The sequence below is a fragment of the Citrobacter sp. Igbk 14 genome (genome assembly GCF_028069825.1).
GTDB lineage: Bacteria > Pseudomonadota > Gammaproteobacteria > Enterobacterales > Enterobacteriaceae > Citrobacter.
Map to the genome: position 1 here is coordinate 43,378 of NZ_JANEWM010000011.1, position 14,642 is coordinate 58,019.

At 51.2% G+C, this 14,642-nt stretch carries 16 protein-coding genes; 13 read left to right on the forward strand and 3 right to left on the reverse strand.

The window, feature by feature from the left end; translation table 11 throughout:
* Window positions 1–9: 9 nt before the first annotated feature.
* The 9 genes from NNN64_RS06450 (at window position 10) to roxA (ending at window position 7,274) form a co-directional block, all read left to right on the forward strand.
* Window positions 10–1,050 carry a RecT family recombinase gene (locus NNN64_RS06450; protein ID WP_271440868.1) on the forward strand — a complete coding sequence of 347 codons (1,041 nt, stop codon included), beginning with the start codon at window positions 10–12 and terminating at the stop codon, window positions 1,048–1,050.
* A 34-nt stretch (window positions 1,051–1,084) separates the two neighbouring features.
* Window positions 1,085–1,438: a hypothetical protein gene (locus NNN64_RS06455; protein WP_271440869.1), complete on the forward strand. Its 354-nt coding sequence runs from the start codon at window positions 1,085–1,087 to the stop codon at window positions 1,436–1,438.
* Window positions 1,431–2,057, forward strand: a complete 627-nt coding sequence (locus NNN64_RS06460; protein WP_271440870.1) for a morphogenetic protein — start codon at window positions 1,431–1,433, stop codon at window positions 2,055–2,057. The genes NNN64_RS06455 and NNN64_RS06460 overlap by 8 nt, the downstream gene beginning before the upstream one ends.
* Window positions 2,044–2,286 (forward strand): DUF4060 family protein, encoded by a 243-nt coding sequence (locus NNN64_RS06465; RefSeq protein ID WP_005121071.1) that lies wholly within the window; start codon window positions 2,044–2,046, stop codon window positions 2,284–2,286. The genes NNN64_RS06460 and NNN64_RS06465 overlap by 14 nt, the downstream gene beginning before the upstream one ends.
* Before the next feature lie 64 nt (window positions 2,287–2,350).
* Entirely contained in the window at window positions 2,351–2,566 is a 216-nt protein-coding gene (xisR, locus tag NNN64_RS06470) for an excisionase family protein (protein ID WP_040231984.1), read from the forward strand.
* Complete coding sequence (locus NNN64_RS06475; protein ID WP_271440896.1) at window positions 2,566–3,852, forward strand: site-specific integrase; 1,287 nt, start codon at window positions 2,566–2,568, stop codon at window positions 3,850–3,852. Before xisR ends, NNN64_RS06475 begins: the two co-directional genes overlap by 1 nt.
* 73 nt (window positions 3,853–3,925) lie before the next feature.
* The gene (gene phoP, locus NNN64_RS06480) at window positions 3,926–4,597 is read left to right on the forward strand and encodes a two-component system response regulator PhoP (RefSeq protein ID WP_137382962.1); all 672 of its coding nucleotides are present in this window, start codon (window positions 3,926–3,928) and stop codon (window positions 4,595–4,597) included.
* On the forward strand, window positions 4,597–6,060 hold the full coding sequence (phoQ, locus tag NNN64_RS06485) for a two-component system sensor histidine kinase PhoQ (protein ID WP_271440871.1): 1,464 nt from the start codon (window positions 4,597–4,599) through the stop codon (window positions 6,058–6,060). The genes phoP and phoQ overlap by 1 nt, the downstream gene beginning before the upstream one ends.
* 92 nt (window positions 6,061–6,152) lie before the next feature.
* The gene (roxA, locus tag NNN64_RS06490; protein WP_271440872.1) at window positions 6,153–7,274 is read left to right on the forward strand and encodes a [50S ribosomal protein L16]-arginine 3-hydroxylase; all 1,122 of its coding nucleotides are present in this window, start codon (window positions 6,153–6,155) and stop codon (window positions 7,272–7,274) included.
* Between the two features lie 106 nt (window positions 7,275–7,380).
* On the opposite strand, the gene pepT is transcribed toward roxA, so the two are convergent.
* Window positions 7,381–8,604 carry a peptidase T gene (gene pepT / locus NNN64_RS06495; RefSeq protein ID WP_271440873.1) on the reverse strand — a complete coding sequence of 408 codons (1,224 nt, stop codon included), beginning with the start codon at window positions 8,602–8,604 and terminating at the stop codon, window positions 7,381–7,383.
* Window positions 8,605–8,853: 249 nt separating this feature from the next.
* Between pepT and potA the strand changes: the two genes are divergently transcribed.
* The 4 genes from potA to potD are packed head-to-tail and all read left to right on the forward strand — an operon-like array spanning window position 8,854 to window position 12,678.
* Window positions 8,854–9,990, forward strand: coding sequence for a spermidine/putrescine ABC transporter ATP-binding protein PotA (potA, locus tag NNN64_RS06500; protein ID WP_202038886.1), 1,137 nt, complete (start codon window positions 8,854–8,856; stop codon window positions 9,988–9,990).
* The gene (potB, locus tag NNN64_RS06505) at window positions 9,974–10,831 is read left to right on the forward strand and encodes a spermidine/putrescine ABC transporter permease PotB (RefSeq protein WP_271440874.1); all 858 of its coding nucleotides are present in this window, start codon (window positions 9,974–9,976) and stop codon (window positions 10,829–10,831) included. The genes potA and potB overlap by 17 nt, the downstream gene beginning before the upstream one ends.
* Entirely contained in the window at window positions 10,828–11,607 is a 780-nt protein-coding gene (gene potC / locus NNN64_RS06510; protein ID WP_003030794.1) for a spermidine/putrescine ABC transporter permease PotC, read from the forward strand. The genes potB and potC overlap by 4 nt, the downstream gene beginning before the upstream one ends.
* A 24-nt stretch (window positions 11,608–11,631) precedes the next feature.
* Window positions 11,632–12,678: a spermidine/putrescine ABC transporter substrate-binding protein PotD gene (gene potD, locus NNN64_RS06515; RefSeq protein ID WP_005121082.1), complete on the forward strand. Its 1,047-nt coding sequence runs from the start codon at window positions 11,632–11,634 to the stop codon at window positions 12,676–12,678.
* A gap of 88 nt (window positions 12,679–12,766) precedes the next feature.
* On the opposite strand, the gene cobB is transcribed toward potD, so the two are convergent.
* A complete protein-coding gene (cobB, locus tag NNN64_RS06520; RefSeq protein ID WP_040231971.1) occupies window positions 12,767–13,588 on the reverse strand; it encodes a Sir2 family NAD+-dependent deacetylase in 822 nt (273 codons plus the stop codon).
* A 15-nt stretch (window positions 13,589–13,603) separates the two neighbouring features.
* A complete protein-coding gene (gene nagK, locus NNN64_RS06525; RefSeq protein ID WP_137382946.1) occupies window positions 13,604–14,515 on the reverse strand; it encodes an N-acetylglucosamine kinase in 912 nt (303 codons plus the stop codon).
* Window positions 14,516–14,642: the final 127 nt, after the last annotated feature.

The window sequence follows — 14,642 nt, forward strand, 5'->3', positions numbered from 1 at the left end:
GATTTGACCATGCAAAATACCAACATCATTACGACTGAGCAGGCTCCTAACACCATTTCCGCCAGCAACGCTGTATTCAACGTGCAGGCGCTCGGCCAGCTTACTTCTTTCGCTGAATTGATGGCGCAGTCTGCCGTCACTGTTCCCAAACACCTGGCGGGGAAACCTGCCGACTGTATGGCTATCGTCATGCAGGCTATGCAGTGGGGAATGAACCCATATGCAGTTGCCCAGAAAACGCACCTGGTGAATGGCGTTCTTGGTTACGAAGCGCAGCTGGTTAACGCAGTGATTTCCAGTTCCAGCGCCATTATTGGTCGCTTCCATTACGAATATGGCGGTGACTGGGAGAAGATCGCCGGGAAAAAAGACGGCCGTGATGAATTAGGTCTGTTTATCCGGGTTGGTGCCGTACTGCGCGGAGAAGACGAAATCACCTGGGGCGAGCCAATCTACCTGGCAGATATCACCACACGTAACTCGCCACTGTGGAAAACAGCGCCGAAGCAGCAGATCGCTTATCTGGCAGTGAAGTACTGGGCTCGCCTGTACTGCCCAGAAGTCATCCTCGGCGTCTACAGTCCAGATGAAGTTGAGCCACGCACTGAGAAAGAGATTAACCCAGCACCGAAACACGTTAACCTGGCTGATATCTCAGGTGACACCGTCACAACCACTCAGAGCGCACAGGAATCATCGGTAAATATCGATTCACTGGCTGATGATTTCCGCGAACGCATCGATGCTGCACAGGATGTTGATAGTGCAAAAGCACTGCGCGCTGATATCGAAAGCGCGAAGGCCACACTCGGATCTGCCCTGTTCACCGAGCTGAAGAATAAGGCAGTGAAACGCTATTACCTGGTTGATTCACGTAACAAGGTTGAGGCCGCGATCAACTCCCTGCCGTCTCCGGACGAACCGGATGCAGCTGAACGATTCGCCGAAGTTGAGCGAGTGCTGGTAGCCAATAAGCGTCACATGGGCGACGAACTGCACGATCAGTTCAGCATCACCCTGGCGGATATGAAACCGGAATACGTGGGCTAAGGGAGGCGGGAGGGTTCGCCCTCCCGGTAACGAGATGAGCAAATCATTAAATGCACGTTGCATCCGTCGCTGGACCGTCGAATTTAAAGGTCGTTGCGACTCGAAAGATAGCCCGTACTGGCGCAAGTATCACCTTCGCAGTTACATCCGGGAATGTGCCCTGACTACCGCTGATAGCATGGTGGACAGTCTGGCTTACAACAATGCGATGCTTGATTACTTTACTGAAGTTGGTGATGACAGTGGTTGGTCTCCAGACTTTGCAGCCTGGTATAGAGGTCGTTCTGAAAAGTATCTCAAAGAGGCGTTGGATTACCTGAACGAAGATGCCACCAATGAGGAAATCGACGAGGAAATTCTGAACGAACTGGAGGCCTGGAATGACTGAACGCGGAATGATTTTTAACAGTGAAATGGTTCGCGCCATTCTCGACAGCAGGAAGACGCAAACGCGCCGCCCGGTTAAGTTCCCATTCAAGGATCGTAATCTTGGCTGTGAATTATCCGGCAACGAACTCGCCGGGGAGCTGTCTTCTGGGAACTATTTGAACAGTCCGTTTGGTAAACCGGGTGATCGCATCTGGGTACGCGAGACTTTTCAGGGCCCGTTATTCGACTTCGATCAGATGGATGCCTATTGCAAAGACTCTGCACCATTTGAGAAGGCACGGTTCTGCGTTTACAAGGCTGATGGCAAGCCTGCACCAGAGTTTTTCGATGCTGACGATAATCTGCATTGCTGCTGGCGGCCATCAATCCACATGCCACGCTGGGCATCCCGCCTTCTTCTGGAGATTACCAGCGTTCGAGTGGAGCGTATACGGAGCATGAGCCAGGACGATGCCCGGGCCGAAGGCGTTATTGCAGCATCTGGCCCAATGGAGGCCGGTTTAGCATTCCGTGAGCTGTGGGACTCAATCTATGGCGAAGAGTCCTGGAAAGCTAACCCATGGGTCTGGGTTATTGAGTTTGAGCGTATCGAAGGAGACGACCATGCGACTGATTAACCGAGGCAATCAGCAATCCCCGTTAGCACGTCAGGCATGCGATATCGCGCTGGCCACTCATCACGAACGTTACGGTGACTACGGGCGCAGCAAGATGAAGGAAACGTACACGGTGAGAGTTGAAGGTGTGAAGGTCTGGGTGGAAGTGGTGAACCGTAAGGCGAGCTACGTGGCCACAGCAATGACAGGTATGCGCCGGTTGCGCGCGCTGCCTGGACAGGTGAGTTGATATTGAATTATCAGTGTAAGGCGGCAGGCCTGTTTATACTCGGCTTGCTGCCTGTGAGGTAAGCATGGCGCAGCTAATTTTTAATGAAGAGTGGATAGTTGAAACTCGTCTTAGTGAAAGAACGGGGCTAACCGAGAGACAAATTAAAAGTTATCGGTTGAATTTGTGGATCGAAGGCGTGCATTTCAAACATCTGACAGCTCTCGGGGAAACTGACAATTCTAAAGGTCTGCTTTGGTACAACTATCCAAAGATTAACCAATTAGTACAGGAAGCATGATGGACTTTCCAACCGGCGTCGAGCTGCATAATGGAAAAATACGGATCACATTTACCTATCGCGGCAAACGTTGCCGCGAAGTCCTTCGGGGCTGGACGGTGAACAGCAGCAACATCAAAAAAGCTGGAAATCTTCGTGCGCTCATAACAAGTGAAATACAGCTCGGTAAGTTCGACTATGCGGAACGTTTCCCGGAATCCAAAGCGCTTAAGAAGTTCATCACAACAAAAAAAATCACCACGTTTAAAGAACTGAGTGATTTTTTTACAGACACCAAAGCGTTAGAGGTATCTGGTGCAACCCTGCTATCGCTTACTTCGGTCGTAAATACGTTACTGCGTGTAATCGGAGAAAATACCCGTCTGGTAGATATTGAGCATGCCGATATTTTGCATTACCGAAAGGAGTTATTGACCGGGACAATTATTAACCCGGCAATGCCGAATCTGGCCAGGCAGGGCCGCGCGCCCTCAACAGTCAATAAACAGATGGCAGTTTTATCAGAAATGCTTAAGCTCGCAAACCGAAGCCAGTTTATATTGCATGCTCCTTATGAAGGAGTGTCGCGACTCAAGTTATCTAAAAATGATCCCGACCCACTTTTACTTCATGAGTACCATGCACTGATAGCCGCCCTTCCCCGTAGCCAGGCATTAATCATCATTGTTGCCGTACATACGGGGATGAGGCCGGGCGAGATATGCGCCCTGGCATGGGAAGACATTGATTTGGTAAAAGGTGAAATCCACGTATCCAGAAGTTTGACGAATAAGCGAGTATTTGTACCCCCTAAGACAGATGCCGGAATAAGGACGATAACGTTGCTAAAACCTGCTCTGGATGCACTGAAGGAACAAAACGAAGTCACCGGCGCTAATCCGAAGCAAGAAATTCGATTTCACCATCGGGAGATCGGAAAAACTGAGCAGCAATCTCTTCGCTTCGTTTTTTCACCGACAGCATATTCGTCAAAAAAAGGCAGTTACTTCTCCAAGAACTCGATTGCCTATGGCTGGAAGCGAGGTACTAAACTTGCCAATATCCGCGAAAGGAATCCTTATCAGTCACGGCATACCTATGCCTGCTGGACGTTGATGGCCGGAGCGAACCCGTCATTCATAGCGAGTCAGATGGGACATGAAGATGCGCGAATGGTGTACGAGGTTTACTCCAAGTGGATTGGCGACATGAACCAGGATCAGGTCAACATGCTGAACAATCAGATGCCAACAGCACTGCCCCCAGGACGCCCCCACGGGCGAGGGAGCATGAAAAAAGTTATTTAATTTCATAGCGCTGCTTACAATATACATAATCAGCGTTAAACTATTCGTACCATGAATTTAGGGAGAAACAATGATGCGCGTGCTGGTTGTTGAGGATAATGCATTATTACGCCACCACCTTAAGGTTCAGCTACAGGATTTAGGCCACCAGGTGGATGATGCAGAAGATGCAAAGGAAGCAGACTATTTTCTTAATGAACACCTGCCGGATATTGCGATCGTCGATTTAGGGCTCCCCGATGAAGACGGACTGTCGCTGATCCGCCGATGGCGCAGCAATGATGTTTCGTTGCCCATTCTGGTATTAACCGCCCGTGAAGGCTGGCAGGACAAAGTGGAAGTGCTCAGCGCCGGTGCAGACGATTACGTCACAAAACCGTTTCACATTGAAGAAGTGGCTGCAAGAATGCAGGCACTGATGCGTCGCAATAGTGGTCTGGCCTCGCAGATTATCTCGCTGCCGCCATTTCAGGTGGATCTTTCTCGTCGCGAACTGTCCGTGAACGATGAGGTGATCAAACTCACGGCGTTCGAATACACCATTATGGAAACGCTGATCCGTAATAGCGGCAAAGTCGTTAGTAAAGATTCGCTTATGTTACAACTCTACCCGGATGCTGAACTGCGAGAAAGTCACACCATTGATGTCTTAATGGGGCGTCTGCGCAAAAAAATTCAGGCGCAATATCCGGACGATGTGATCACCACGGTACGTGGACAAGGTTATCTTTTTGAACTGCGCTGATGAATAAATTACTGCGTCATTTTTTCCCGTTATCACTGCGGGTGCGCTTTTTGCTGGCAACCGCAGGCGTTGTACTGGTCCTCTCGCTGGCTTACGGCATGGTGGCTTTGGTTGGCTACAGCGTCAGCTTTGATAAAACAACATTTCGTCTGCTGCGTGGCGAAAGTAATCTGTTCTATACACTGGCCAAATGGGAAAACGGCAAAATCAATGTCGAGCTACCTGAAAATCTCGATATGCAAAGCCCCACAATGTCGCTGATTTATAATGAAAACGGCAAACTGCTCTGGGCCCAACGCGACGTTCCCTGGCTGGTACAACGTATTCAACCAGACTGGCTAAAGACAAATGGTTTTCATGAGATTGAAGCCAATGTCGACGCCACCAGCACATTGCTACGCGAAGATCATTCGGCGCAACAGAAGCTAAGAGAAGTCAGAGAAGATGACGATAACGCAGAAATGACCCACTCCGTGGCAGTGAACATCTACCCTGCCACCGCCAGAATGCCACAACTGACCATTGTGGTTGTTGATACCATTCCTATTGAGCTCAAACGCTCATATATGGTCTGGAGCTGGTTTATTTATGTGCTGGTTGCCAATTTGCTGTTGGTTATCCCGCTGCTGTGGGTCGCAGCCTGGTGGAGTCTGAGACCAATCGAATCACTGGCGCGCGAAGTCCGTGAGCTTGAAGAGCATCATCGCGAGATGCTTAATCCTGCCACCACGCGTGAACTCACTAGTCTGGTGCGCAACCTCAACCGCTTATTAAAGAGCGAACGTGAGCGCTACGATAAATACCGCACCACGTTAACGGATCTCACCCACAGCCTGAAAACACCGTTGGCCGTGTTGCAAAGCACGCTACGTTCGATGCGTAATGAGAAAATGAGCGTGAGCGATGCTGAACCCGTCATGCTGGAGCAAATCAGCCGTATTTCTCAGCAAATTGGCTATTATCTGCATCGTGCCAGCATGCGTGGCAGTAGCGCCCTTCTCAGCCGGGAATTGCATCCGGTTGCACCGTTGCTGGATAAACTGACCTCTGCATTAAACAAGGTGTATCAGCGTAAAGGGGTTAACATTAATCTCGATATTTCGCCTGAGACAAGCTTTGTGGGTGAACAGAACGATTTCGTCGAAGTACTGGGCAACGTCCTGGATAACGCCTGTAAATATTGTCTGGAATTTGTCGAGATCTCAGCGCAATTAACGGAAGATCATCTGCACATTGTGGTGGAGGATGACGGCCCCGGTATTCCACGCAGTAAACGTGAAGTGGTGTTCGACCGTGGTCAGCGCGTGGATACCTTACGCCCCGGGCAAGGTGTGGGCCTGGCCGTCGCACGTGAGATCACCGAGCAATATGACGGGCAGATTATCGCTGGCGACAGTCTGCTGGGCGGAGCGCGCATGGAAGTTATTTTCGGCCGCCAACATCCGGGACAAAAAGACGAGTAATCTTTATATGTAATAAATATGTACTGACTTCACGCTTGCGGTTAAGTATCCGTTATAATCGGTTGCAGATACCAGCCTGCGGGATGCTCATTATGGAATACCAACTCACTCTTAACTGGCCCGATTTTCTTGAACGCCACTGGCAAAAACGCCCGGTGGTCTTAAAACGCGGCTTTAACAACTTTATTGATCCACTCTCCCCTGACGAACTGGCTGGGCTGGCAATGGAAAGCGAAGTCGACAGCCGGTTGGTCAGCCACCAGGATGGCAAATGGCAGGTTAGTCACGGTCCTTTCGAGAGCTATGACCATCTTGGTGAAAGCAACTGGTCACTGCTGGTCCAGGCCGTAAACCACTGGCACGAACCTACCGCAGCGCTGATGCGACCATTCCGTGAATTGCCGGACTGGCGCATTGACGATTTGATGATCTCATTTTCTGTACCCGGCGGCGGCGTTGGCCCGCATCTGGATCAATATGATGTGTTCATCATCCAGGGAACCGGTCGCCGTCGCTGGCGTGTGGGTGAAAAACTGCAGTTGAAGCAGCATTGTCCGCACCCTGACCTGCTCCAGGTCGATCCGTTTGAAGCCATCATTGATGAAGAACTGGAGCCGGGCGATATTCTGTATATTCCACCTGGATTCCCGCACGAAGGCTACGCGTTGGAAAACGCGATGAACTACTCGGTCGGTTTCCGCGCACCGAATACCCGGGAGCTGATCAGCGGATTTGCTGATTACGTTCTGCAACGCGAACTGGGTAGCACGTACTACAGCGATCCCGATCTGCCACCGCGCGACCATCCGGCAGACGTGCTGCCACAGGAAATGGACAAGCTGCGCGAAATGATGTTGGGACTCATTAACCAGCCGGAACATTTTAAACAGTGGTTTGGCGAGTTTATCTCTCAGTCGCGTCATGAACTTGACGTTGCTCCGCCTGAGCCGCCTTATCAGCCTGATGAAATCTATGATGCCCTGAAGCAAGGCGATGTCCTGGTCCGTCTGGGTGGGTTGCGCGTACTGCGCATTGGCGATGACGTTTATGTAAATGGTGAGAAAATTGACTCACCGCACCGTCCGGCGCTGGACGCACTCGCCAGCCATATTGCGCTGACAGCGGAAAACTTTGAGGATGCGCTGGAAGATCCGTCTTTCCTCGCCATGCTTGCCGCACTGGTGAATAGCGGATACTGGTTCTTCGAAGGATAAACTATTGAGAGTGCGCCGGATGGCGCTTCGCTTATCCGGCCTACAAATATCGTATCCCGTAGGCCGGATAAGCGAAGCGCCATCCGGCCTCTACCGACAAAAGTGGCTACTGTTTCGCCGTCAATTCCGCAATACGCACAATCACCTGTACGGCTTTTTCCATGCCTTCCAGTGTCACAAACTCATGCTTACCATGATAGTTATAGCCACCGGTGAACAGATTCGGGCAAGGTAATCCCATGAACGACAGTTGCGCGCCGTCGGTGCCGCCACGAATGGGTTTAAGATCCGGCTCAATGTCACAATCACGCATTGCCTGCTGGGCGATATCCAGCACATGCGGATGCTCGATCACTTTCTCGCGCATATTGTAGTAACTGTCTTCAATCACCAGCTCGATATAGCAGTCCGGATGTAACCCTTTACCGACCTTTTTGGCGATATCCATGATTTTGCGTTTACGCGCTTCAAACTGCTTACGGTCAAAATCGCGGATAATGTAGTGCATATCAGCCCGATCAACCGTCCCTTTCATGCTTGCCAGATGGTAAAAACCTTCATAGCCTTCCGTCGCTTCCGGGCTTTCATCGGCAGGAACTTCGGCATGGATGCGAGCCGCCAGCGACAACGCGTTCACCATCACCCCTTTTGCCGTACCCGGATGCACATTGTTACCGACGATCTTGATATTGACCGACGCTGCGTTGAAGTTTTCAAACTCCAGTTCACCCACACCGCCACCGTCGACGGTATAGGCCCACTTCGCGTCAAATGCTGCAACGTCGAAATGTTTCGCGCCTTTACCGACTTCTTCATCTGGCGTGAAGGCCACGCGGATATCACCGTGTGGAATATCTTTTTGTATCAATACGGCCAGTGCGGTCATGATTTCCGCCACGCCTGCTTTATCATCCGCCCCCAGCAACGTTTTACCGTCTGTGGTGATCAGCGTTTGCCCCAAAAGTTGATGCAGCACCGGGAACATCACCGGCGATAAAACTTCATCACCAATGCCTAACGCAATATCGCCACCGCGATAGTTTTCAACGATTTGCGGATTAACATTTTTACCGCTGAAATCCGGTGAGGTATCCACATGGGAAATAAAGCCGATCGCGGGAATATTGCCGGCAACGTTTGCGGGCAACGTTGCCATCAACGTCCCCTTGTCGCTCAAGGTAATATTGACCAGCCCCATCTCTTCGAGTTGCTGCTTAAGCAACTGCAATAACTTCCACTGTCCTTCAGTGCTGGGTACCTGCCGCACGCCCGATTTTGATTGGGTGTCCAGCGACACGTAGTGTAAAAAACGCTCAAGTAGTTTATCCATGCAGTCACCCTCACTTTTTGTGACAACATTATCAATAAGCAACAAAAGACAAATATTGCGTCAGGTCACTTTTATCCCCGCAAGTGAGAATATTTCGCCATGACATCCTTCTGAATATAAAGCTAAGTCAGTAATTCGCAACAAGGATTGGCGATTACAACGCTTTGCCGTAGAATAACGGCCCTCATTAAGAGTCATCAAGGTGGTTAACCACAAACCCCGCATCGGTCAGCCATCCGTTGCGTTTACATGGGACAGAGTAAAAAATTGAATAAACAACCGCGTTCGCTTTCTCCACTGGTGCAACTAGCGGGAATTCGCAAGAGTTTCGATGGCAAAGAGGTGATTTCCAACCTGGATTTGACCATCAATAATGGCGAATTTCTCACGCTACTTGGCCCCTCTGGCTGCGGTAAAACAACCGTTCTTCGCCTGATTGCCGGTCTGGAAACGGTTGATTCCGGTCATATTATGCTGGACAACCAGGACATCACTCACGTTCCTGCGGAAAACCGCTACGTGAATACCGTATTCCAAAGTTATGCCCTATTCCCCCACATGACCGTTTTTGAAAATGTGGCCTTTGGTTTACGCATGCAAAAAACCCCCGCAGCCGATATTCCTCCGCGCGTCACCGAAGCCCTGCGCATGGTGCAACTGGAAGAGTTCGCTCAGCGAAAACCGCATCAACTCTCCGGTGGCCAACAGCAACGCGTGGCGATTGCCCGTGCAGTGGTCAATAAACCGCGTTTGCTTCTGCTGGATGAGTCTCTCTCTGCGCTGGACTATAAACTGCGTAAGCAGATGCAGAACGAACTGAAAGCGTTACAGCGTAAACTCGGTATCACTTTTGTTTTTGTCACCCACGATCAGGAAGAAGCACTGACAATGTCAGACCGTATTGTGGTCATGCGTGATGGCAAAATTGAGCAGGATGGCACACCGCGAGAAATCTACGAAGAACCGAAGAATCTGTTCGTCGCCGGGTTCATCGGTGAAATCAATATGTTTAACGCGACGGTCATTGAACGTCTGGACGAACAGCGTGTCCGTGCTAACGTTGAAGGTCGCGAGTGTAATATTTACGTGAACTTCGCGGTAGTCCCCGGACAGAAGCTACACGTACTGTTGCGTCCGGAAGATCTGCGTGTTGACGAGATCAACGACGATAATCATATTGAAGGACTTATCGGTTACGTGCGTGAACGTAACTATAAAGGCATGACGCTGGAGTCAGTTGTTGAACTGGAAAACGGCAAGATGGTAATGGTCAGCGAATTCTTCAACGAAGACGATCCTGACTTCGACCACTCGCTCGACCAGAAAATGGCGATTAACTGGGTAGAAAGCTGGGAGGTCGTACTGGCTGATGAAGAACACAAGTAAATTCCAGAGTGTGGTGATCGTCACCGTTGTCGGTTGGCTTGTGTTGTTTGTCTTTCTGCCCAACCTGATGATCATCGGCACCAGCTTTTTGACCCGTGACGACGCTAATTTCGTCAAAATGGTCTTTACGCTGGAAAACTATGCTCGCCTGCTCGATCCGCTCTATTTTGAGGTGCTGGTTCACTCCCTCAATATGGCGCTGATTGCCACACTCGCCTGCCTGGTACTCGGCTATCCGTTTGCCTGGTTTTTGGTAAAGCTGCCGGAGAAAGTGCGTCCACTGCTGCTCTTCCTCCTGATTGTTCCGTTCTGGACCAACTCGCTTATTCGCATCTACGGACTCAAAATTTTCCTCAGTACCAAAGGCTATCTCAACGAGTTTCTACTCTGGCTCGGCGTGATTGATACGCCCATTCGCATTATGTTTACCCCCAGCGCGGTCATTATTGGCCTGGTGTATATCCTGCTGCCATTTATGGTGATGCCGCTCTACTCCAGCATTGAGAAACTGGATAAACCGTTACTCGAAGCTGCGCGCGATCTGGGTGCCAGCAAACTTCAGACCTTCACCCGCATTATTATCCCGCTGACAATGCCGGGAATTATTGCCGGATGTTTGCTGGTTATGCTGCCAGCCATGGGGCTGTTTTACGTATCCGACCTGATGGGCGGCGCGAAAAACCTGCTGATTGGTAATGTGATTAAAGTGCAGTTCCTGAACATCCGCGACTGGCCGTTTGGGGCCGCCACCAGTATTACCCTGACCATCGTCATGGGGCTGATGCTGCTGATCTACTGGCGCGCTTCCCGCTTGCTGAACAAGAAGGTGGAACTCGAATGATCGGTCGACTGCTTCGCGGCGGTTTTATGACCGCTATCTACGCGTACCTGTACATTCCAATCATCATTTTGATTGTGAACTCCTTTAACAGCTCGCGCTTCGGCATTAACTGGCAAGGCTTTACCACCAAATGGTACGGCCTGCTGATGAACAACGACAGTTTGCTGCAGGCGGCACAGCACTCACTGACGATGGCCGTGCTCTCCGCGACCTTTGCCACACTGATCGGTTCACTGACTGCGGTCGCTCTGTATCGTTACCGTTTTCGTGGCAAGCCATTTGTCAGCGGCATGTTGTTTGTGGTGATGATGTCGCCGGATATCGTGATGGCAATTTCGCTGCTGGTGCTGTTTATGCTGATTGGCATTCAGTTGGGCTTCTGGTCGTTGCTGTTTTCGCATATTACCTTCTGCCTGCCTTTTGTGGTGGTGACAGTCTACTCACGTTTGAAAGGCTTCGACGTACGTATGCTTGAGGCAGCAAAAGACCTGGGTGCCAGCGAAGTGACTATTCTGCGCAAAATCATTCTGCCATTGGCCATGCCTGCGGTAGCTGCGGGTTGGTTGCTGAGCTTTACGCTGTCGATGGATGATGTCGTGGTTTCGTCCTTCGTCACCGGACCCGGCTATGAAATTTTGCCATTAAAAATCTACTCAATGGTTAAAGTCGGCGTATCACCAGAAGTGAACGCACTGGCAACCATTTTGTTGGTTCTGTCGCTGGTTATGGTGATCGCCAGCCAGCTTATTGCACGTGATAAAACCAAGGGCCGTTGAGGCCCTTCATTCAGGGGACGTTAAATGAAAAAATGGTCACGCCACCTGCTCGCGGCGGGTGCTCTGGCACTGGGCATGAGCGCCGCTCACGCTGATGATAACAACACGCTGTATTTCTATAACTGGACCGAGTACGTTCCGCCTGGGCTACTGGAACAGTTCACTAAAGAGACCGGGATCAAGGTCATCTATTCGACCTACGAGTCGAATGAGACCATGTACGCCAAGCTCAAAACCTACAAAGACGGTGCGTACGATCTGGTGGTGCCTTCCACCTATTACGTCGACAAAATGCGCAAGGAAGGCATGATCCAAAAGATCGATAAGTCGAAGTTAACCAACTTCCACAACCTCGATCCGGAAATGCTCAATAAGCCGTTTGACCCGAACAACGACTACTCAATCCCGTATATCTGGGGTGCGACAGCCATTGGTATTAACAGTGATGCCATTGATCCCAAAACCGTGACCAGCTGGGCTGACCTGTGGAAACCGGAATACAAAGGCAGCCTGCTGTTAACGGATGATGCCCGCGAAGTATTCCAGATGGCGCTGCGCAAGCTGGGATACTCCGGGAATACCACCGACCCGAAAGAGATTGAAGCCGCGTATAACGAGCTCAAGAAGCTAATGCCTAACGTTGCAGCCTTCAACTCCGATAACCCGGCTAATCCGTATATGGAAGGCGAAGTTAATCTGGGGATGGTGTGGAACGGTTCTGCATTCGTGGCCCGTCAGGCGGGTACACCGCTGGAAGTCGTCTGGCCGAAAGAAGGGGGTATTTTCTGGATGGACAGCCTGTCTATTCCGGCAAATGCTAAAAACAAAGAAGGTGCGCTGAAGCTAATTAACTTCCTGTTGCGCCCGGATGTGGCGAAAGAAGTCGCGGAAACCATTGGTTACCCGACGCCAAACCTGGCGGCACGTAAGCTGTTAAGCCCGGAAGTGGCGAACGATAAAACGCTCTACCCGGATGCGGAGACCATCAACAAAGGGGAATGGCAGAACGATGTCGGTTCCGCCAGCGCTATCTATGAAGAGTATTATCAGAAGCTGAAAGCAGGACGCTAATTGCCCTCCTCGTAGGCCGGATAAGACGCACCAGCGTCGCATCCGGCGTATCGTCACTGCCCGATGGCGCTACGCTTATCGGGCCTGCTCACAGCCCTTTTAATAACTTCTCAACAAACTCAGGCACCACCTGGCTTGCCGGGCCGTAATACTTCTCTTCAAACTCGCTACCCACCTGGCTTGGCTCAAGATTTAACTCCACCGTATGCGCCCCATGCAAACGCGCTTCGTGGACAAAACCCGCGGCCGGATAAACATGTCCTGACGTGCCGATGGCAATGAAAACATCTGCCATCGCCAGTGCCATATAAATTTCATCCATCCCCAGAGGCATTTCACCAAACCAGACAACGTGCGGTCGCAGTGGCGCTGGGAACTGGCAGCAATGGCATTTGTCTTCCGGCGTGACGTCCCCTGTCCAGTCTAAAATCTGCCCGCTTTGCGAACAGCGAACCTTAAGGAGCTCGCCGTGCATATGGATAACGTTCTGGCTACCCGCACGTTCGTGCAGATTATCGATATTTTGCGTTACCAGTAGAAAGCGATCACCCAGCTCGGCTTCGAGTTTTGCCAACGCAATATGCGCCGCGTTTGGTTGAATTTCGGGCTGCTGTAACTGGTGACGACGGGCGTTATAAAATGACTGAACCAATCCAGGATTACGGCTAAATCCTTCCGGCGTTGCCACATCCTCAACCCGATGTTCTTCCCAAAGACCATCTGCAGCACGGAAAGTACGAATCCCTGATTCAGCGGAAATCCCCGCACCAGTCAGGACTAATACCCTTGGTTTTTCCACCAGCTCAGGCACCACTCTGTCTCTGAAAAAGATCCGTTGACGCAGGCGATCGCGCAAATGGCGTTTATTTTTACGAAAACGGCTTAATCGATGACCCCGACGCGACAGCATAACAACCTCTTTGTATTAATCGGTAAGATGTAGGAAAGCGGCTCCGCGCATCCCACCCGCATCACCGTGTCGTGCCTGCTCAATACGCGGCACACGGGCAACGGGCAGCAAATGACGTGGCAGTCGATCCGCCAGTTGCGTCGTAATAGCGGTAAAGTTCGACAAGCCACCGCCAATCACCACTAAATCTGGATCGACGATAGTCAGGATATTCCCCAGGCAAACGGCCAGCAAATCCAGATAACGCTCTACATGCGCACGCGCATGCTCATCGCCTTGCTCCCAGAGGGCGATAATTTCACGGGCATCCAGAGGTTGATGGTAGTAATGCTGGTACAACCATGCAAATCCGCCACCGGAAAGATAGCTTTCGATGCACCCCAGTTGACCACATCCGCAACGACGCAGTGGGAAATCAAATCCCATCAACGTCAACGCATCAACAGGCAAACGGATATGGCCGAACTCGCCGGTAATATAGCTACGTCCAGTGATAGACTTTCCGTTAAGCACCAGGCCACCACCGACACCAGTGCCGAGGATTAAGCCCATGACTAACGGATACTGGGTGAACTCATCGTCCCAGGCTTCGGAGAGTGCAAAACAGTTGGCATCATTATCCAGACGCACATCGCGATCCAGTCGTGCGCTGAGATCGGCCCGCAGCGGTTTGCCACTGGCGGCAGGAACGTTAGCCGCATACAGCGTGCCGTCTTCGGTCTCGGGCATGCCCGGAATACCAATCCCTACTGACCCCTTAACGCCAAAGCGCTGGTCCGCCTCTGTCACCAGAGCGCACACCGCATCAAGGAAAGCGTCATAGCTGTCGCGTGGCGTAGGGACACGTTTCTCCCACTGCAACCGACGGTGATTATCGAAGACGCCTAACGCAATTTTTGTTCCGCCAATGTCAAACCCGTAATACATCACCGCTCCTTGATACACGTCTTCCTTCAGGCTGCCTCTGCGTTGGCTGCACCCTCACACCCCGTCACATCGTTGTTTATGCGTCTGGTGATTTTCGGGCTTGCCGCCTTGAGACAGCATGAATGCC